Annotated in this window: 17 protein-coding genes and 1 riboswitch; of the genes, 7 read left to right on the forward strand and 10 right to left on the reverse strand. The window is 72.8% G+C overall.

Annotation, left to right across the window (positions count from 1 at the left end):
• Positions 1-9: 9 nt before the first annotated feature.
• The 5 genes from SCNRRL3882_RS28675 to SCNRRL3882_RS28695 all read right to left on the reverse strand — a co-directional run bounded on the left by SCNRRL3882_RS28675 (position 10) and on the right by SCNRRL3882_RS28695 (position 5,497).
• Complete coding sequence (locus SCNRRL3882_RS28675) at positions 10-846, reverse strand: ECF transporter S component (RefSeq protein WP_010049161.1); 837 nt, start codon at positions 844-846, stop codon at positions 10-12.
• Positions 846-2,501, reverse strand: a complete 1,656-nt coding sequence (locus SCNRRL3882_RS28680) for an ABC transporter ATP-binding protein (protein ID WP_010049164.1) — start codon at positions 2,499-2,501, stop codon at positions 846-848. Before SCNRRL3882_RS28680 ends, SCNRRL3882_RS28675 begins: the two co-directional genes overlap by 1 nt.
• The gene (locus SCNRRL3882_RS28685) at positions 2,498-3,553 is read right to left on the reverse strand and encodes a CbiQ family ECF transporter T component (protein ID WP_029181824.1); all 1,056 of its coding nucleotides are present in this window, start codon (positions 3,551-3,553) and stop codon (positions 2,498-2,500) included. The genes SCNRRL3882_RS28680 and SCNRRL3882_RS28685 overlap by 4 nt, the downstream gene beginning before the upstream one ends.
• An 88-nt stretch (positions 3,554-3,641) precedes the next feature.
• On the reverse strand, positions 3,642-4,274 hold the full coding sequence (locus tag SCNRRL3882_RS28690; RefSeq protein WP_010049168.1) for an SCO2322 family protein: 633 nt from the start codon (positions 4,272-4,274) through the stop codon (positions 3,642-3,644).
• Positions 4,271-5,497, reverse strand: coding sequence for a prenyltransferase/squalene oxidase repeat-containing protein (locus SCNRRL3882_RS28695; RefSeq protein ID WP_010049169.1), 1,227 nt, complete (start codon positions 5,495-5,497; stop codon positions 4,271-4,273). Before SCNRRL3882_RS28695 ends, SCNRRL3882_RS28690 begins: the two co-directional genes overlap by 4 nt.
• 112 nt (positions 5,498-5,609) lie before the next feature.
• Positions 5,610-5,741: riboswitch (cobalamin riboswitch) on the reverse strand.
• A gap of 46 nt (positions 5,742-5,787) precedes the next feature.
• Between SCNRRL3882_RS28695 and SCNRRL3882_RS28700 the strand changes: the two genes are divergently transcribed.
• Complete coding sequence (locus SCNRRL3882_RS28700; RefSeq protein WP_010049170.1) at positions 5,788-6,477, forward strand: phosphotransferase; 690 nt, start codon at positions 5,788-5,790, stop codon at positions 6,475-6,477.
• Between the two features lie 33 nt (positions 6,478-6,510).
• Entirely contained in the window at positions 6,511-7,326 is an 816-nt protein-coding gene (locus tag SCNRRL3882_RS28705) for an SAM-dependent methyltransferase (RefSeq protein WP_010049171.1), read from the forward strand.
• Here SCNRRL3882_RS28705 and SCNRRL3882_RS28710 read toward each other — a convergent pair whose 3' ends face one another.
• The 3 genes from SCNRRL3882_RS28710 to SCNRRL3882_RS28720 form a co-directional block, all read right to left on the reverse strand.
• Positions 7,327-8,232, reverse strand: a complete 906-nt coding sequence (locus tag SCNRRL3882_RS28710) for a helix-turn-helix domain-containing protein (RefSeq protein WP_050810357.1) — start codon at positions 8,230-8,232, stop codon at positions 7,327-7,329. It abuts the gene before it with no gap.
• A 92-nt stretch (positions 8,233-8,324) separates the two neighbouring features.
• Complete coding sequence (locus SCNRRL3882_RS28715; RefSeq protein ID WP_010049173.1) at positions 8,325-8,780, reverse strand: nuclear transport factor 2 family protein; 456 nt, start codon at positions 8,778-8,780, stop codon at positions 8,325-8,327.
• Between the two features lie 48 nt (positions 8,781-8,828).
• Complete coding sequence (locus tag SCNRRL3882_RS28720; protein ID WP_029181826.1) at positions 8,829-9,857, reverse strand: MBL fold metallo-hydrolase; 1,029 nt, start codon at positions 9,855-9,857, stop codon at positions 8,829-8,831.
• Positions 9,858-9,970: 113 nt separating this feature from the next.
• Here SCNRRL3882_RS28720 and SCNRRL3882_RS28725 point away from each other — a divergent pair, with 113 nt between their 5' ends.
• Together SCNRRL3882_RS28725 and SCNRRL3882_RS28730 are read left to right on the forward strand one after the other, a co-directional pair.
• The gene (locus tag SCNRRL3882_RS28725; protein ID WP_010049176.1) at positions 9,971-11,422 is read left to right on the forward strand and encodes an aldehyde dehydrogenase; all 1,452 of its coding nucleotides are present in this window, start codon (positions 9,971-9,973) and stop codon (positions 11,420-11,422) included.
• Positions 11,423-11,424: 2 nt separating this feature from the next.
• A complete protein-coding gene (locus tag SCNRRL3882_RS28730; protein WP_010049179.1) occupies positions 11,425-11,658 on the forward strand; it encodes a ferredoxin in 234 nt (77 codons plus the stop codon).
• A 922-nt stretch (positions 11,659-12,580) separates the two neighbouring features.
• Here the strand turns inward: SCNRRL3882_RS28730 and SCNRRL3882_RS28735 are convergent.
• Together SCNRRL3882_RS28735 and SCNRRL3882_RS28740 are read right to left on the reverse strand one after the other, a co-directional pair.
• Positions 12,581-12,901 (reverse strand): GYD domain-containing protein, encoded by a 321-nt coding sequence (locus SCNRRL3882_RS28735; RefSeq protein ID WP_010048436.1) that lies wholly within the window; start codon positions 12,899-12,901, stop codon positions 12,581-12,583.
• A 384-nt stretch (positions 12,902-13,285) separates the two neighbouring features.
• A complete protein-coding gene (locus tag SCNRRL3882_RS28740) occupies positions 13,286-13,954 on the reverse strand; it encodes a TetR family transcriptional regulator (protein WP_010048438.1) in 669 nt (222 codons plus the stop codon).
• 211 nt (positions 13,955-14,165) lie between these two features.
• Here SCNRRL3882_RS28740 and SCNRRL3882_RS28745 point away from each other — a divergent pair, with 211 nt between their 5' ends.
• The 3 genes from SCNRRL3882_RS28745 to SCNRRL3882_RS28755 are packed head-to-tail and all read left to right on the forward strand — an operon-like array spanning position 14,166 to position 17,502.
• Entirely contained in the window at positions 14,166-15,692 is a 1,527-nt protein-coding gene (locus tag SCNRRL3882_RS28745; RefSeq protein WP_010048440.1) for a glycosyltransferase family 4 protein, read from the forward strand.
• Positions 15,686-16,435 carry a class I SAM-dependent methyltransferase gene (locus SCNRRL3882_RS28750; protein ID WP_010048441.1) on the forward strand — a complete coding sequence of 250 codons (750 nt, stop codon included), beginning with the start codon at positions 15,686-15,688 and terminating at the stop codon, positions 16,433-16,435. The genes SCNRRL3882_RS28745 and SCNRRL3882_RS28750 overlap by 7 nt, the downstream gene beginning before the upstream one ends.
• Complete coding sequence (locus tag SCNRRL3882_RS28755; protein ID WP_010048442.1) at positions 16,432-17,502, forward strand: prenyltransferase; 1,071 nt, start codon at positions 16,432-16,434, stop codon at positions 17,500-17,502. Before SCNRRL3882_RS28750 ends, SCNRRL3882_RS28755 begins: the two co-directional genes overlap by 4 nt.
• Positions 17,503-17,539 lie beyond the last annotated feature (37 nt).

A 17,539-nucleotide genomic window follows, 5' to 3' on the forward strand; every position in this document is an offset into this window, starting at 1 on the left:
TGGGCGGCTTCACGTCCGGGGCGCGTCGAACGTGACCGGCGTCTCGAAGGCCGCCCGGCGGGTGGCGCGGCGCAGGGCCCGGAGAACAGCGGGGCCGAGCGTGAGCGTCAGGACGACCGTGACGACGGCCCGGCCCAGGTCCCAGCCCAGCGAGGTGGCCAGGCAGTACGCGAGGAACCGCGCCAGGTTGGCGGCGACCGCCGCGTGCGGGTCGAAGGCGACGTTCGAGGCGAGGGCGCTCATGAAGGGCCAGCCGGCCAGGTTCATGACCGTGCCGTAGGCGAAGGCGGCGAGCAAGCCGTAGGCCGCGAGCATCACGAGCTCCGCCCGGCCGCGCAGCCGGTCCGGGCCCGGCAGCAGGCCCGCGCCCATCGCGAACCAGCCCATCGCCAGCATCTGGAACGGCAGCCACGGGCCCACCCCGCCCGTGAGCAGCGCGGACGCGAACATCGTCACCGAGCCGAGGACGAACCCGAACCCCGGGCCGAGGACCCGACCGCTCAGCACCATCAGGAAGAACATCGGCTCGATACCGGCGGTACCGGCCCCGATCGGACGCAGGGCCGCACCCGTCGCGGCCAGCACGCCGAGCATCGCGACCGCCTTCGGGCCGAGACCGGACTCCGAGATCGCCGCGGCCACGACCGACACGAGCAGCACCAGCAGGCCCGCGAAGAGCCAGGGCGCGTCCTGCGCGTGCGCGCTGATCCGCGAGGTGGGCGGGGTCAGGAACGGCCAGCCGAAGCCCACGACGCCCACGGCGCTGACGAGGGCCAGGGCGGTGACGGAGCGGGGGCCGAGGCGGACGGCCCGGGCCTGACGCTGGGGGGTGCTCCTGGGGTCCATCAGCCGGCCTCGTCGAGGGCCGCGCGGACCTGGGAGACCGTGAGCCAGTGCTGCGGGGCAAGGATCTTGGTGACCTGTGGGGCGAAGGAGGGGGAGGAGACCACGACGTCCGCCGTCGGGCCGTCCGCGATCACCTCGCCGTCGGCGAGCAGCACCACCCGGTGGGCGATCTCGGCCGCCAGCTCCACGTCGTGCGTGGCCAGCACGATGGCGTGCCCCTCGGCGGCGAGGGTGCGGAGCACCGCGACCAGGCGGGCCTTCGCCGCGTAGTCCAGGCCGCGGGTCGGCTCGTCGAGCAGGAGCAGCGGGGGCCGGGCCGTCAGTACGACGGCCAGGGCGAGGGCGAGCCGCTGCCCCTCCGAGAGGTCCCGGGGGTGGGTGTCGCCGGTGACGCCGGGGAGCAGCTCGGAGACCAGGGCCCGGCAGGTGCCGGGCTCCGCGTCCGCGTCCTGGTCGGCCGCGGCGCACTCGGCGGCGACGGTGTCGGCGTAGAGCAGGTCGCGCGGTTCCTGTGGCACGAGGCCGACTTTGCGTACGAGGTCCTTCGGGCGCGTGCGGTGGGGGATCGCGTCGCCGACCCGGACGGTTCCCGACGTGGGGGTGACCAGGCCGACCAGGGAGTTGAGGAGGGTGGACTTTCCGGCACCGTTGCGGCCCATCAGGGCGATCGTCTCGCCGGGGGCGATGGTGAGGTCGATGTGGCGCAGGGCGGTGATGCGGGCGCGGATGACGGAGAGGGCATGGAGCTCCGCTGCGCCCACTGGGGTGGGTTGTGCCACGGGTTTGCGGGTGCGGGTCGAATGTGGTTGATCGCGCAGTTCCCCGCGCCCCTCCGGGACGTATTTCAGCTGTTGCCTCAGATCCCCTGCCTTGCGGCGGGCGTCTCGGACCGTCAGGGGCAAGGGCGTCCAGCCCGCCAGGCGGCCCAGGGCCACCACCGGTGGGTACACCGGGGACACGGCCATCACCTCGGCCGGGGTGCCTACGACCGGGGGCGCGCCCGGGGCGGGCAGGAGGGCGATCCGGTCGGCGTACTGGATGACGCGTTCCAGGCGGTGTTCCGCCAGGAGGACCGTCGTGCCGAGGTCGTGCACGAGCCGCTGGAGGACCGCCAGGACCTCCTCCGCGGCGGCCGGGTCGAGCGCGGAGGTCGGCTCGTCCAGGACGAGGACGCTCGGGTGCGGGGTGAGGACCGAGCCGATCGCGACGCGCTGCCGCTGGCCACCGGAGAGCGTGGCGATCGGGCGGTGGCGCAGGTCGGCCAGGCCGAGCAGGTCGAGCGTCTCCTCGACGCGGCGCCGCATCACGTCCGGGGCGAGGCCCAGCGACTCCATGCCGTAGGCGAGTTCGTCCTCGACGGCGTCGGTGACGAAGTGGGAGAGCGGGTCCTGGCCCACTGTGCCGACGACGTCGGCGAGTTCGCGCGGCTTGTGCGTACGGGTGTCCCGGCCGGCGACCGTGACCCTGCCGCGCAGGGTGCCGCCGGTGAAGTGCGGGACGAGCCCGCTGACCGCGCCCAGGACGGTGGACTTGCCCACGCCGGACGGGCCGGCCAGGAGGACGAGTTCCCCTTCCGGGACCTCGAAGTCGATGCCCTGGACGGTGGGTTCGGCGGCGCCGTCGTACGTCACGGACACGTCCTCGAAGCGGATCACGACGGCTCCTTGGGATCGGGGGCGACGAACGCGGGCAGCAGGCCGAGGAGGATCGCCGCCGCGGGCCAGAGGGGGAGCGTGGGAGCCATGAGCGGCACCACGCCGGGGTGCAGGGCCGCGGGGTCACGGGCGGCGGCGAGCGTGAGGAGCGCGGCGACCGCCACGCCGGACGCGACGACCAGCCAGGCACGCACGTCCCAGCGGTCGGGGCGGTAGCGGGTGCGCAGCGACCGCCGTCCGCCGAGCCGGAGACCCGCGAGGGCGGCGGCGAGGCCGGTGAGGAGCACCGGGACGCCGTACGTGGCGCCCTCGGCGGTGAGCAGACCGTACGTTCCGGCGCACACGCCGAGCAGCCCGCCGAGGGTGAGGACGGCGGTGGTGCGGCGCACGGCGGGGGGGACCTGGGCGGTACGGCCGTAACCGCGGGCGTCCATCGCGGCGGCGAGCGACACCGAGCGCTCCAGCGCGCCCTCCAGGACCGGCAGGCCCACGTGCAGCAGGCCCCGGAGGCCCTTGTCCGGGCGGCCGCGCAGGCGGCGGGCGGCGCGGAGGCGCTGGACGTCGGCGATGAGGTTCGGCGCGAAGGTGAGGGCTACGACGACCGCGACGCCCATCTCGTACAGGGCGCCAGGGAGGGACTTGAGCAGGCGGGAGGGGTTCGCCAGGGCGTTCGCGGCGCCGACGCAGATGAGGAGGGTGGCCAGTTTCAGGCCGTCGTACAGGGCGAAGGTCAGGGCCTCGGCGGTGACCTCGCCGCCGAGGCGGATGCCCTGGGCCCAGGCGGGGAGGTCGGCTTCGGGGAGGGTGAGGAGGGTGTGCGTGCCGGGGATGGGGGAGCCGAGGACCGTCGCGAAGAGCAGGCGGATGAGCAGGACGGCCAGGGCGAGTTTGACGAAGGCGCCGTAGGAGCGGGACCAGGGGGTGTCGGGGCGGCGGGTGGCCACGACGTAGGCGGAGACCGTGACGAGGAGGGTGAGGAGGAGGGGGTTGGTGGTGCGGGTGGCCGCGGTGCCGAGGGAAAGGGACCAGAGCCACCAGGCTGCTGGGTGCAGGACGGTGGGTCGCGCAGCCCGGCGCTGCGGGGTGCCGCTGCGCCCACCGGTGCCGCCCCGGCGGCACGACTGCCCGCAGCTAAGCCGGCTAAGACCGCCCACGCCGCCGTACCTGCCAGATTGCTGCCGCGCCCAGTACCGCCACTACGGCGATTCCCCCCACCAAACCGAGGGACGGGCCGCCGTCCGAGGTGTGCTTCTTCTCTGCGGTCGGGGGCTGCTTCTTCGACAGCTGCTCTCCGCAACCCTTCTCCGGGTAACCCGAGATGGCGCACAGGAGGGCGTTCGTGTCGTAGCGCAACGGCTTGGCCACTGCTGCCAGGGCCTCGGCCGTTGTCGCGTCGGGGGAGACCCGGGCGCAGGCCGTTCGGGCAGGGGGCGGCGTCTCGCCGGGCGGGGCGTCCGTCGGCGTGCCGAAGTCGAGGAGCAGAGCCACTCGCTTCCTGCCGTCCTGCGCGGGCGTCTTGGCGCAGATCGTCGTGAAGTCGGCCTCGCCGCGCGGTCGGGCCGCGTCCCCGGAGTCCTCGCTCACCGCGAAACGGAAGCCCTGGACGTCGCCGTCCGAGGGGCGGGCGGTGGACGGGCCCTGGGTGGCGTAGACCCAGTGGTCGCCGTCGCGGTCCCAGAACGACCAGTACCGGTAGCCGGCGGCCTGGGCCTGGCCCGCTCCCGCGCACAGCAGGAGCGAGGCCAGGAGAAGGAGAACGGCTCGGCGGATCACGGCTGCTGCCTGTTCCTGCGGCCGCTGAAGAGGAAGCCGATGCCGACGCCGGCGACGAGGCAGACACCGACGTACCACCAGACGCCGAAGACGTCCGAGCCCGAGTCGCTCTTCTCCTCCGCCGCTCGGGTCTTCCCGGCGGTCTGCGGGGCCGGGCCGGTCGCGTTCAGCTGCTTCACCAGGTCGGTGCCGCCGAAGTCGCGCGGGTTGGTGCCCGTCGCGTGGGCGGCGAAGATGAGCTGGGCGTAGGCGGCGGGGCCGTTCTGGGCGGCCCACGGGGCGGAGTTCTTCTCCAGCCAGCGCAGGGGCTTCTCCGCCTGCCCGGTGTCGCCGTGCGCGGCGAGCGCGACGACCGCGTCGGCGGTGTTGCCGTGGTCGGGCTGGGGGTCCGAGCCCGCGAGGGCCGAAGTGAGGTGGCCGTCCTCGGCGAGCGTCCTGGTGAGGTAGGCGGCTCCGTTGGCCGCGGCCTGCTCAGGCGTCTTCTCGTCCGCGCAGGTCTCGCCCTTCGCCGCCCCGGTCGCCTCCGTCTTCTCGGCGGGCTTCACCACCATGCCCTTGCCCAAGGCGCCCAGCACGCCCGCCGCCGTGGCGTCCGCGTTGGCGGCGAGCTCGCCCTTCTTGTCCGGCTGGAACGCGAAGGCGCCCGCGTCGTCGCCGTCACAGGCGAGGGCGAGCGTCAGCAGCGCGTCGTAGGGCGACTTGCCGCCCTTCTCGACCTGTTCCGGCTTCTCGCCGGCGGCGGTCAGCGCGCCGATGACGACGGACGTGGAGTTGGTGTCGCTGGCGCCGCCGGGCGTGTAGCCCCAGCCGCCGTCCTTGTTCTGGACGGACTTCAGCCAGGCGACGGCCTTGCCGGTGACGGCGTCGTGCCCGCCGAGGGCGGTGAGCGCCTGTACGGCGGCGGCCGTCTGGTTCGTGTCGACCATGGTCTTGGCGTCGCACGCGGTGGTCGGGTCGGCGCGGTACGGGGCGAAGGAACCGTCCGCGCACTGCTGGCGCACCAGCCACTGCACGGACTTCGCCGCGGGCTTCACGCCCACCGTGTGCTGCGCGAGGAGGGCGAGCGACTGGCGCCAGACGCCGTCGTACCGGGGGTCCTTGTCGCCGTACAGGGCGGAGGGGAAGGCCTGGGACGGGGAAGGGGACGGGGCGGCGGCGGCCGGCGGGGCGGCGCAGATCACGGCGACGGCGGCGAGGACCGCGGCGCTGCGGCGGACGTTCATGATCGGCGGGTGCCTCTCCCTGCGGGGGAGCCGGGCAGCACGGGGCACCCCCGGCGGCTCGGCTCCGTATACCTCGACGGTGCCGTGCACCGGCGGGCTGCCGGGCACGTGAGCCGGTCACGAACCGTACGGGGCGATCCGGCTCACCGCCTCGACGGCAGTTCACGGTTGCGGGTCAGCGCCGGAATTGCACCGGCTTTCCCCCGTACGGGTGTGATGACGACCCGCTTACTGTACCCGCACGTCCAGAACGGGCTGAGGGGTGCCGGGGGCCGGAGTACCTTCGGCGCATGCCGCCGACACCACCGGGACGACTGCTCGGCTCGGGCCGCCGCGCCGACGTGTACGAGATCGACGGGGCGTGGGTGCTGCGGCGTGAACGGGAGGGCGGGGGAGACGCGGCGGGCGAGGGCGCGGTGATGGAGCACGTGCGCGCCCACGGCTACCCGGTGCCCCGGGTCCGTCCGACCGGCTCGCGCACGGACCTGGTGCTGGAACGGCTCTCCGGCCCGACCATGCTCCAGGCCTGCCTGGCGGGCACGCTGGACCTGACGGAGGCGGGCTCGCTCCTCGCCCGGCTGCTGCGCAACCTCCACACCATCCCCGCCCTGCGCTCCACCGGCCCGGCCGTCCGCGTCCTGCACCTGGACCTGCACCCGGAGAACGTGATCCTGACCCCCGACGGTCCCCGCGTCATCGACTGGTCGAACACGGAGGAGGGCGACCCGGCCCTGGACTGGGCGGCGTCCGCCGTCATCCTCGCCCAGGCCGCCGTCGCCGGTGACCACCTCTCCAGCCCGGCCCGCACCATGCTGACCGCCCTCCTCGCCGGCCCGTCCCCCCTCACCCGGCCCGCCCTCACCGAGGCCCTGCGCCGGCGGTCCGCCAACCCGACCATGAGCCGGGCCGAAGTCGAACTACTCGGAAAGGCCGAGGAGTTGATGCTGTCTCAGGGGGGAACGCGTCGGCGAACAAGCTAACGTGGGCCTCCACGACCACACGCAGGAGCGTCCATGAGTGATCAGGTGGGGAACTCCGGGCAGGAGCCGCTTCCCAAGATCGACACCTCCGTGCCGCACTCGGCCCGGATCTGGAACTACTGGCTGGGCGGAAAGGACAACTACGAAGTCGACCGTGTGGCCGGTGACGCGTTCCGCGAGATCTTCCCGGGTATCGAGACCGGAGCCCGCGCCGCCCGCTACTTCCTCGCCCGAGCCGTCCGCCATCTCGCCGCCGAGGAGGGCATCCGCCAGTTCCTGGACATCGGCACCGGGCTGCCCAACGTGGACAACACCCACCAGATCGCCCAGGGGGTGGCCCCGGACAGCCGGATCGTCTACGTCGACAACGACCCGCTGGTGCTGGCCCACGCCCGCGCGCTGCTCACCAGCACCCCGGAGGGCGTCACCAACTACGTCGACGCCGACCTGCGCGAGCCGAGCACGATCATCCGGGAAGCCGGCAAGACGCTGGACTTCGACCAGCCCGTCGCCCTCATGCTGATGGGCATCCTGGGCCACATCGAGGACCACGACGAGGCATGCGCGATCGTGCGGCAGCTGGTGGACGCCCTGCCCTCCGGCAGCTACCTCGTCCAGTACGACAGCACCGACACCAGCGATGACTACGTCCGGGCCATCCAGCAGTACAACGACGGCGGTTCGATCCCGTACATCCTGCGCAGCCCCGAGCAGATCGCCCGCTACTTCGACGGTCTGGAACTGCTCGAACCGGGCGTGACGTCCTGCTCGCGCTGGCGCCCCGACGCCGCGGCCCTGGATCTCCCCGCGGAGGTGCACCAGTACGGCGGTGTCGCCCTGAAGCGCTGATCAGGTCTCCTGGAGGACGCGGTGGAGAATGGTCGGAGTCTCGTCCGGTGACTCGGCTTCGACCACCAGCCGGTTCATCGCGTCCCAGTAGCACTCGATCTCGGCGGGCCGGTCGGGATAGAGCGCGGTGGTGAGCTGTTCGAGGTAGACCACGTCCGGCAACTCACCACCGGGCAGGCGCAGAATCGTGACCGGGCCGCCCTCCGCGGCGTGGCCGCCGACGCGGAACGGCAGGATCTGCACCGTGACCTGAGGAAGCCGGCAGATGTCGATGAGATGCCTGAGCTGTGCGCGCATGACGGCGGCGCCGCCCACCGGGCGCCGCAGCGCCGCCTCGTCGATCACGGCCCACAGCCGGGTCGCCGGCTGCCGGTGCAGGATCCGCTGGCGGGTCATCCGCAGCGCGACCCGGCGGTCCATCTCCTGCGCACCGGCGTCCGGGTGGGCGAGCCGGATGGAGGCCCGCGCGTAGTCGGCGGTCTGGAGCAGCCCGGGAACGCGCTGGACCTGGAAGCAGCGGATGACGCTCGCCGCCTGTTCGGCGCCGAGGTACATCTGCATCCAGGCGGGCACCACGTCGCTGTAATACTGCCACCAGGCCGGGGTGTTGGCCTGCTCGGCCAGCGCCAGCAGGGTCGCGCGCTCGGCCTCGTCCGTGACGCCGTAGAGCGTGAGCAGATCGGCGACGTCCCGCAGCTTGAACCCGTGCCGACCCGCCTCCATCCGGCTGATCTTGGACGAGGAGGCCCGGATGACATGCCCCGCGTCCGCCCGGCCGATGCCCCGCTCCTCGCGCAGTCGCCTGAGCCGGGCACCCAGCACCAGCCGCGGCACCATGGGCCCGGCCGACCTGCTGTCCAGGGCTCCGCTGCCGGATGTCGTACGAGCGGCCTCTTCGGTGCCCATGGGCGTGTCTCCTTGCGGTGGAACGCAACTCCGCAGGCCTGCGAGCGCCGCGGCACATTCATCCTAGGGGCCCTGCCCGGACGCCATCCGGCTTACGCCGAAGGCGAGTTGGCCCGCGGGGTGGCTCCGCCGAAGGGAAGGTGCAGCGTCCGGGAGGCGAGCAGCCAGGTGCCGTCGGCCCTGTGGAACGTGTCCTCGTAGTGCCCGACCTGGACCGGCGGCCCGGCCGGGACGACCCCGCCCTCGTAGCCGTCGACGCGGTACGTCGTGAAGTACGAGATCGCCTCGGCCGTGTCCGGGGACGCCACCCTGACCAGGACGTTGGACATCAGGCGGCGGGACAGCCGGTCGGCGGGGCGGGAGCCGAAGTAGGCGCGCAAGGCGTCACGCCCCTTGATCAGCCGCCCGTCCTCCGGCCACGTCCAGACACCGTCCTCGGTGAACAGGTCGGCGACGGAGGAGGGTTCGCCGAGGTCGAGCCGGTGCACGAAGTCGGTGATCAGGCGCTCGCAGGCGCGTTCGGCGAGGAGGCGTTCCATGGCGTCCATGGGGCTTTCCTAGCACCCCGGCGTCCCGGCGCCGCCGGGTTTGCCACCTCATTGCACCGCTACATACGTCACCGGATCACTCCCCGGCACCGCCTCCGCCCGGCCCGCCTTGACCAGCCGGCGCAGGTGGGACTCGGCCTCCGAGACGGCGATGGTGCGGGAGCCGTGGGGGATGTCGGCCCAGGGGCGGTTCCACTCCATGCGTTCGGCGAGCTGCCAGGGGGTGAGCGGCTCGGCGAGGAGGGTCAGCAGGTCCGTGAGGCGGGCCTCGTGGTGGGCGAGCAGTTCGCGGACGCGGGCGGCGGCGTCGGGGAACGGGTGCTGGTGGGCCGGCAGCACCTCGGCGGGGGCCAGGCGGCCCACGCGTTCGAGGGAGTCGAGGTAGTCGCCCAGGGGGTCGGTGACGGTGGTGTCGTCGGGGTCCTCGTAGAGACCGATGTGCGGGGTGATCTCGGGCAGCAGGTGGTCGCCGGAGAACAGGCGGCCGTGGCCGTGGAGCCGGGCGGGGTGGGTCTCCTCCAGGTGGAGGCAGACGTGGCCCGGCGTGTGCCCCGGGGTCCAGATCGCGCGCAGGCGGCGGCCGGGGAGGTCGAGGAGTTCGCCGGGGAGGATGTCGCGGTCGGGCAGGGCGGGGGAGAGGCCCGGCAGGGTGCGGTGCCGGGCCGCGCGCAGCGGGGCGATGTGCTCCTCCGGGGCACCCGCGGCGGCGAGCTTGGCCGTCATGTACGAGAACCAGCTCTCGGGGCGGGCCTCCCGGGTCCGCCGTACGACCGCGGTGTCCGCCGCGTGCATCGCTATCCACGCGCCCGACGCCTCACGGACCCGGCCGGACAGGCCGTGGTGGTCCGGGTGGTGGTGGGTGACGACCACGCCGTGGATCTCGGCGACCGAGGTGCCGCACGCCGTGAGGCCGGACGCGAGGGTGTCCCAGGACGCCGGGTCGTCCCAGCCGGTGTCGATCAGCACCGGGCCCCGGTCGGTGTCGACGACGTACACCAGCGTGTGGCCGAGGGGGTTGTCCGGGATGGGGACCCGCAGGGACCGGACGCCTCCGCCGTGGTCGTACACCGCCGGTATGGGCTCGCGGTCCTGGCTGCTCTTCATCTGCCCTCCGTTCCACGGCCATTGCCCACTATAACGAGAACTGGTATCAGTTCCTGAAACACCGTCAGATATGAAGGCAGTCGGCCATGACAGAGCTCGTGGAACACGGAAAGCTGTTCGTCGGCGGGGAGTTGACCGACCCCCTGGGCGAGGACGTCATCGAGGTGATCTCGCCGCACACGGAAGAGGTCATCGGGCGCGTCCCGCACGCCTCGACGGCGGATGTGGACCGGGCCGTGGGGGTGGCCCGGCGGGCCTTCGACGAGGGCCCCTGGCCGCGCATGAGCCTCGACGAGCGGATCGAGGTCGTGAGCAGGATCAAGGACGGGATCGCCGCCCGGCACGACGAGATCGCCCGCGTGATCTCCGGCCAGAACGGCTCGCCGTACTCCTGGAGCGTCCTCGCCCAGGCCCTCGGCGCCGTCATGGTCTGGGACTCGGCGATCACCGTCGCCCGGAACTTCACGTACGAGGAGCGGCGCGACGGCGTGCTCGGCCGCATCCTCGTCCGGCGCGAGCCCGTCGGGGTCGTCGCCGCCGTCGTCCCCTGGAACGTCCCGCAGTTCGTCGCCGCCGCCAAGCTCGCCCCCGCCCTGCTCACCGGCTGCACGGCCGTGCTCAAGCCCTCGCCCGAGTCGCCGCTGGACGCGTACCTGCTCGGCGAGATCGCGAGGGAGGCCGGGCTGCCCGAGGGCGTGCTGTCGATCCTGCCCGCCGACCGGGAGGTGAGCGAGTACCTGGTCGGGCACCCCGGCGTCGACAAGGTGTCCTTCACCGGCTCCGTCGCGGCCGGCAAGCGCGTGATGGAGGTCGCCGCCCGCAACCTCACGCGCGTGACGCTCGAACTGGGCGGCAAGTCGGCGGCCGTCGTCCTGCCCGACGCGGACGTCGAGACGGCCGTGGCGGGCATCGCGCCCGCGGCCTGGATGAACAACGGCCAGGCCTGTGTCGCCCAGACCCGCGTCCTCCTCCCGCGCTCCCGCTACGACGAGTTCGCCGACGCCCTCGCCGCGGCGGCGGGCGCGCTGGTGGTCGGCGACCCGCTGGACCCCGCCACCCAGGTGGGCCCGCTGGTGGCGCGCCGGCAGCAGCAGCGCAACCTCGACTACATCCGCATCGGCCAGGAGGAGGGCGCGAAGATCCTGACCGGCGGTGGACGTCCGGCGGGCCTCGACCGCGGCTGGTACGTCGAGCCGACCCTCTTCGGCGACGTCGACAACTCCATGCGCATCGCCCGCGAGGAGATCTTCGGCCCGGTGATCTGCTTGCTGCCCTACGACGACGAGTCCGACGCCGTGAAGATCGCCAACGACTCCGACTACGGACTGAGCGGCAGCGTGTGGACGGCGGACGTCGAGCACGGCATCGAGATCGCCCGGCAGGTCCGTACGGGCACGTACTCGGTCAACACCTTCAGCCTGGACATGCTGGGCCCCTTCGGCGGCTACAAGAACTCGGGCCTGGGGCGGGAGTTCGGGCCCGAGGGGTACGGCGCGTACCTGGAGCACAAGATGATCCACCTCCCGGCGGACGCGTAGCGATGGGCGACCGCTGGCACGTGGAGGTCGACCGCTCCCTGTGCATCGGCTCGGCCCAGTGCCTCCACCACGCGCCGGACGGCTTCCGCCTGGACTCCGCCCGGCAGTCCCATCCGGCCGACCCGGACACGGACGCGAACGAGCGGGTGCTGGCGGCGGCGGAGAGCTGCCCGGTGGAGGCGATCACGATCACGCTGGAGGACAGCGGGGAGCCGGTGTTCCCACCGGAGGAGTAGGCCCAGCCGTCACATCCCCGTCACCCGCCCGAAGGCCGGGGCAGGCGGGAAACGCCGACAGGGTCGGCGGGGCGGCTGGTTCGGGGTGCTGGTTCCGGTTCCCGTCTGGGGTCGGTGGGGTGGCTGGGTCGGGCACGTCTGGGACCGGCGGGGCGGCTGGTTCGGGGTCCGTTTTGGGACCGGCGGAGCGGCCGGTTCGGGAGCCCGTCAGGCGCCGGTGGGGTGGAGGGTCGGGGCCCTGTCAGGGCCCGGTGGGGTGGCTGGTTTGGGTTCCCGGTCTGGGTCCGGTGGGGTGGCTGGTTCGGGGTCCCGTTCGGGTCCGGTGGGGTGGCTGGTTCGGGTTCCCGTCCGGGGCTGGCGGGCTGGCCGGGTCGGGGTCCCGTCCGGGGCTGGCGGGCTGCCGGTTCGGACCCCTGCCAGGGACCGGCGGGGCGGCGGGTTCGCGTTCCCGTCCGGGTCCGGTGGGTTCGGGGTCCCGTTCGGGTCCGGTGGGGTGGCTGGTTCGGGGTCTCGTCCGGGGCTGGCGGGCTGGCCGGGTCGGGGTCCCGTCCGGGGCTGGCGGGCTGCCGGTTCGGACCCCTGCCAGGGACCGGCGGGGCGGCGGGTTCGCGTTCCCGTCCGGGTCCGGCCGGTTCGAGGTCCCGTTCGGGTCCGGTGGGGTGGCTGGTTCGGGGTCTCGTCCGGGGCTGGGGAGCTGGCCGGTTCGGAGCCCTGTCAGGGGCCGGCGGGGCGGCCGGTTCGGGGTCCCGTTCGGGTCCGGTGGGGTGGCTGGTTCGGGGTCCCGTCCGGGGCTGGGGAGCTGGCCGGTTCGGAGCCCTGTCAGGGGCCGGCGGGGCGGCCGGTTCGGGTTCCCGTCAGGGTCCGGTGGGGTGGCCGGTTCGGGAACCCGTCAGGCTCCGGTGGGTGGCCGGTTCGGGGACCGTCAGGCGCCTGGTGCTCGGTAGTCCACCTGCTGCCGGACGGCCTCGTCGACCTCCTCGGCCGACAGCAGGACGACCGTGCTCGTGCGGACCCCGCCCGCCGCCGAGACGACCATGCCCATGGCCGCGGCGGAGGTGTTGCCCGGCAGCTCGGCCGTGACGTAGACGTCGTCGTCGCCGAAGGCCCAGTACATGGCCTCGACCCGGCCCCCGAGGCCCTCGACCGTGCGCCCGACGACCTCGCGCCGCCTGCTCCCGCCTTCCTTGAGCAGGCCCTTCAGCCCGTCCGGAGTCAGCTTCACCTTGAAGAGGTACTTCGGCATGGGGTCACCCTTCACTTCCGCCCGAAAAGTCGCTTTGACTCCCTCATGTTCCTTGCGGTTCGGTGTTTCGTCGCGGCGACCGGGGTCTCAAGGTGGGCCATGTGGGCTAATCGGGACATTTAGGTAAAAAATCCCGCACAGGGGCTTCACTCCACGGCCAGAAGTCCTAGCCTGGGAAGTGGCCTACGGGACGAGTGAGGGAGTCCGACCGGAGTCTGCCGACTCTGGCAGGAAGCTTCGGCTTCTGCCGGTGCCGACTGCGACGGTAGGGCTGAGAGGCCGGAAGGCCGGAGGACCGAGAGGTCCGACGGCTGGAAGGCGACCCCCAGAACCTGATCCGGACCATGCCGGCGAAGGGAACCCGTCTCGTAGGTCCTTCGCGTGTCAGGGGGCCGGGGGCGCGGCCGGGGCGGTCAGATCGATCAGGCGGCACACCGTCTCGATGTCGATCTTGACCTGGGCGATGGAGGCGCGGCCCGACAGCCAGGTGATGAGGGCCGAGTGCCAGGTGTGCTCGATGACCCGGACCGCCGACAGCTGCTCCGGAGTGGGGTGCTCCAGCCCCATCGCGTCCAGAATGATCGCCGTCGTCTGGCGCGAGACCTGATCGACCTCCGGGCTCACGCTGCGGTCGGCGAAGGTGAGGGCGCGGACCATCGCGTCGGCCAGATGCGGTTCGCGCTGGAGGGCGCGGAAGGCCCGCATCAGCGTCTCCGCGACCCGCTCGGCGGCCGTCTCGCCCTGCGGAGGCTTCTTGCGCAGCGTGCCGTGCATGTGCTCCAGCTGGTCCTGCATGGTCGCGACCAGCAGGTGGATCTTGGAGGGGAAGTAGCGGTACAGCGTGCCCAGCGCCACCTGCGAGGACTCCGCGACCTCGCGCATCTGCACGGCGTCGAAGCCGCCCCGGCTGGCCAGTTGCGCGCTCGCGTGCAGGATGCGGCGGCGGCGGGCCTCCTGCCGCTCCGTCAGGGGCGGGGAGCCGGGGGCTGTGGCTCTGGCATCCACCTTGGCCACCTTGTTCACCTTGGCGCTCACCTTGGCTTCCGCGGGCATGGGTCGGGCCCGTTCCGTGACCGTCCGTGAGGACGAGTGATCAGACAGCATGGCACGGCGCCGGCCGTGGCGTGAATCACCTGATCCACTGCTCACAGCACCCTTACCTGCCGGTAGATTCAGAGCCTCCGAACGATCAAGTCTGGAACTTGTTCTAGATTAGCGTCCCGGCGTAATCTCGCGGGACAGAGCAGGGAGAAGGGGGCCCAGAGTGACCGCTGAGGCCAGGGAGGCCGGGGCCCCGGAGGACCCCGCCGCCGACGGCTTGCGACCGCTCCACATCGCGCTCCTCACCTATAAAGGGAACCCGTTCTGCGGCGGCCAGGGCGTCTACGTCCGGCACCTCTCGCGCGAACTGGCCCGCCTCGGCCACCGGGTCGAGGTCATCGGCGCACAGCCGTATCCCGTGCTCGACGAGGGCTACGACGGGCTGAGCCTGACCGAGCTGCCCAGCCTCGACCTCTACCGCCAGCCGGATCCTTTCCGCACGCCGAAGCGCGACGAGTACCGGGACTGGATCGACGCGCTCGAAGTCGCGACCATGTGGACCGGCGGCTTCCCCGAACCACTGACGTTCTCGCTGCGCGCCCGCCGCCACCTGCGCGCCCGCCGGGGCGAGTTCGACGTCGTCCACGACAACCAGACCCTCGGGTACGGGCTGCTGGGCGACGTGGGCGCGCCCCTGGTGACCACGATCCACCACCCCATCACCGTGGACCGGCAGTTGGAGCTGGACGCGGCGGAGGGCTGGAAGCGGCGCCTCTCGGTGCGCCGCTGGTACGGCTTCACGCGCATGCAGAAGCGCGTCGCACGGCGGCTGCCGTCCGTCCTCACCGTCTCCGGCACGTCCCAGCAGGAGATCGTCGACCACCTCGGCGTCCGCCAGGACCGCATCCACGTCGTCCACATCGGCGCCGACACCGACCTGTTCTCCCCGGACCCCTCGGTGCCGGTCGTGCCGGGCCGGATCGTGACGACGTCCAGCGCCGACGTGCCGCTGAAGGGCCTGGTCCACCTCGTCGAGGCACTCGCCAAGGTGCGCACCGAGCACCCCGGCGCCCACCTCGTCGTCGTCGGCAAGCGCCCGGCCGAGGGGCCCGTCGCCCAGGCGATGGAACGCTACGGCCTCGACGGCGCCGTCGAGTTCGTCAAGGGCATCTCCGACGCGGAACTCGTCGACCTGGTGCGCTCGGCGCAGATCGCCTGTGTGCCGTCGCTCTACGAGGGCTTCTCGCTGCCGGCCGCCGAGGCCATGGCGACGGGGACGCCCCTGCTCGCCACGACCGGCGGGGCGATCCCCGAGGTCGCCGGCCGGGACGGGGAGACCTGCCTTGCGGTGCCGCCGGGCGACTCGGAGGCGCTGGCGGCGGGGCTGGTCCGGCTGCTGGGCGACGCGGAGTTGCGCGCACGGCTCGGTGCGGCCGGGCGGGAGCGGGTGCTGCGGCACTTCACCTGGGCCAGGGCGGCGCAGGGCACGGTGGCGCGGTACCGCGAGGCGATCGCCCGCGCCGGGGGTGACGCCGAGGGCCGCTCGGCAGCGGCCGGCGGCGGCCCTGCGCGCCGGGCATCCGGCGGTTCCGCGGTGGGCGGTGACCGCTCGGCGTCCCCGGCTTCAGCAGAGGCCGTGTCTCCGGCTGCCGGTGGCTCCGCGGCGGGCGTCGACGACTCCGCGCCCCTGGTCTCCGCGGCCACCACAGATGTAGAAGGCGTCAACTCCGAAAGCAGGGCCACGTGCTGACCGTCGACTTCTCCCGGTTCCCGCTCGCCCCGGGCGACCGTGTCCTGGATCTCGGCTGCGGTGCCGGCCGGCACGCGTTCGAGTGCTACCGGCGCGGCGCACAGGTCGTCGCGCTGGACCAGAACGCCGAGGAGATCCGCGAGGTCGCGAAGTGGTTCGCGGCGATGAAGGAAGCCGGAGAGGCCCCCGAGGGCGCCACCGCCACGGCCATGGAGGGCGACGCCCTCGCCCTGCCCTTCCCCGACGAGTCCTTCGACGTCGTGATCATCTCCGAGGTGATGGAGCACATCCCGGACGACAAGGGCGTCCTCGCCGAGATGGTGCGCGTGCTGAAGCCCGGCGGGCGCATCGCCGTCACCGTCCCGCGCTACGGCCCCGAAAAGGTCTGCTGGACCCTGTCCGACGCCTACCACGAGGTCGAGGGCGGCCACATCCGCATCTACAAGGCGGACGAACTGCTCGAGAAGATCCGCGAGGCCGGTCTGGAGCCGTACGGCACCCACCACGCCCACGCCCTGCACTCCCCGTACTGGTGGCTGAAGTGCGCGTTCGGCGTCGACAACGACAAGGCGCTGCCGGTGCGGGCGTACCACAAGCTGCTGGTCTGGGACATCATGAAGAAACCGCTGGCCACCCGTGCCGCGGAGCAGGCGCTGAACCCACTGATCGGCAAGAGTTTCGTGGCGTACGCGACCAAGCCGCACCTGCCGCGTCTTTCCGGCACCGGGGCGGACGCCCAGTGACGACTCCCCGGACGGAACACCTGGTCCTGCCCGGGGTCCTCACCGCCGGGCAGGCCGCCGCGACCGTCGCTGGCCTCCTCGCCGTGCAGCGCGAGGACGGCGCGATCCCCTGGTTCCGGGGACACCACCTCGACCCGTGGGACCACGTCGAGGCCGCGATGGCACTCGACGCGGCCGGTGAACACGAGGCCGCCGAACGGGCCTACCTGTGGCTGGCCCGGCACCAGAACGAGGACGGCTCCTGGTACGCGGCGTACGCGGACGGGGACTTCGCCGACGTCACCGACCGGGGACGCGAGACCAACTTCGTCGCCTACGCAGCCGTGGGCGTCTGGCACCACTACCTCTCCACCGGCGACGACACGTTCCTGGAGCGGATGTGGCCGACGGTGTACGCGGCGGTGGAGTTCGTGCTGCGCCTGCAGCAGCCGGGCGGGCAGATCGGCTGGCGGCGCGACGACGACGGCACGGACACGGCGGACGCCCTGCTGACGGGCAGCTCCTCCGTCCACCACGCGCTGCGGTGCGCGCTGGCGATCGCCGAGCAGCGGGAAGAGGCGCAGCCGGACTGGGAGTTGGCGGCGGGTGCGCTGCGGCACGCGATACGCCGGCATCCGGAGCGGTTCCTCGACAAGAACCGGTACTCGATGGACTGGTACTACCCCGTGCTCGGCGGCGCCCTGACCGGTGCGGAGGCCAAGGCCCGCATCGAGGAGGACTGGGACCGGTTCGTCGTCCCGGGGCTGGGGGTGCGGTGCGTGGTTCCCAACCCGTGGGTGACGGGGGGTGAGTCGGCCGAACTCGCGCTCGCCCTCTGGGCGATGGGGGAGTCGGACCGTGCGCTGGAGATCCTGCAGTCGATCCAGCACCTGCGCGATCCGGAAAGCGGCCTGTACTGGACGGGGTACGTCTTCGAGGACGACGCGATCTGGCCGCGGGAGCTGACCACGTGGACTGCGGGGTCGGTGTTGCTGGCCGTCGCCGCGCTGGGGGGACATGAGGCCACGTGCCGGGTCTTCGGCGGCGAGGACCTGCCACTGGGGCTGGAGTCGGAGTGCTGCGCCTGAGAGCTCGGGGGTTTGTCGCCTGACTGCGGGCGCGGGT

Origin of the sequence: Streptomyces chartreusis NRRL 3882, from assembly GCF_900236475.1 — a bacterium.
GTDB classification, from domain to species: Bacteria; Actinomycetota; Actinomycetes; order Streptomycetales; family Streptomycetaceae; genus Streptomyces; species Streptomyces chartreusis_D.

Bases quoted from the DNA above. Each gene is read 5' to 3' on its own strand.
- SCNRRL3882_RS28675 (WP_010049161.1), bottom strand. From the start codon at position 846: ATGGACCCCAGGAGCACCCCCCAGCGTCAGGCCCGGGCCGTCCGCCTC.
- SCNRRL3882_RS28695 (WP_010049169.1), bottom strand. From the start codon at position 5,497: ATGAACGTCCGCCGCAGCGCCGCGGTCCTCGCCGCCGTCGCCGTGATC.
- SCNRRL3882_RS28700 (WP_010049170.1), top strand. From the start codon at position 5,788: ATGCCGCCGACACCACCGGGACGACTGCTCGGCTCGGGCCGCCGCGCC.
- SCNRRL3882_RS28705 (WP_010049171.1), top strand. From the start codon at position 6,511: ATGAGTGATCAGGTGGGGAACTCCGGGCAGGAGCCGCTTCCCAAGATC.
- SCNRRL3882_RS28710 (WP_050810357.1), bottom strand. From the start codon at position 8,232: ATGGGCACCGAAGAGGCCGCTCGTACGACATCCGGCAGCGGAGCCCTG.
- SCNRRL3882_RS28715 (WP_010049173.1), bottom strand. From the start codon at position 8,780: ATGGACGCCATGGAACGCCTCCTCGCCGAACGCGCCTGCGAGCGCCTG.
- SCNRRL3882_RS28725 (WP_010049176.1), top strand. From the start codon at position 9,971: ATGACAGAGCTCGTGGAACACGGAAAGCTGTTCGTCGGCGGGGAGTTG.
- SCNRRL3882_RS28730 (WP_010049179.1), top strand. From the start codon at position 11,425: ATGGGCGACCGCTGGCACGTGGAGGTCGACCGCTCCCTGTGCATCGGC.
- SCNRRL3882_RS28735 (WP_010048436.1), bottom strand. From the start codon at position 12,901: ATGCCGAAGTACCTCTTCAAGGTGAAGCTGACTCCGGACGGGCTGAAG.
- SCNRRL3882_RS28740 (WP_010048438.1), bottom strand. From the start codon at position 13,954: ATGCCCGCGGAAGCCAAGGTGAGCGCCAAGGTGAACAAGGTGGCCAAG.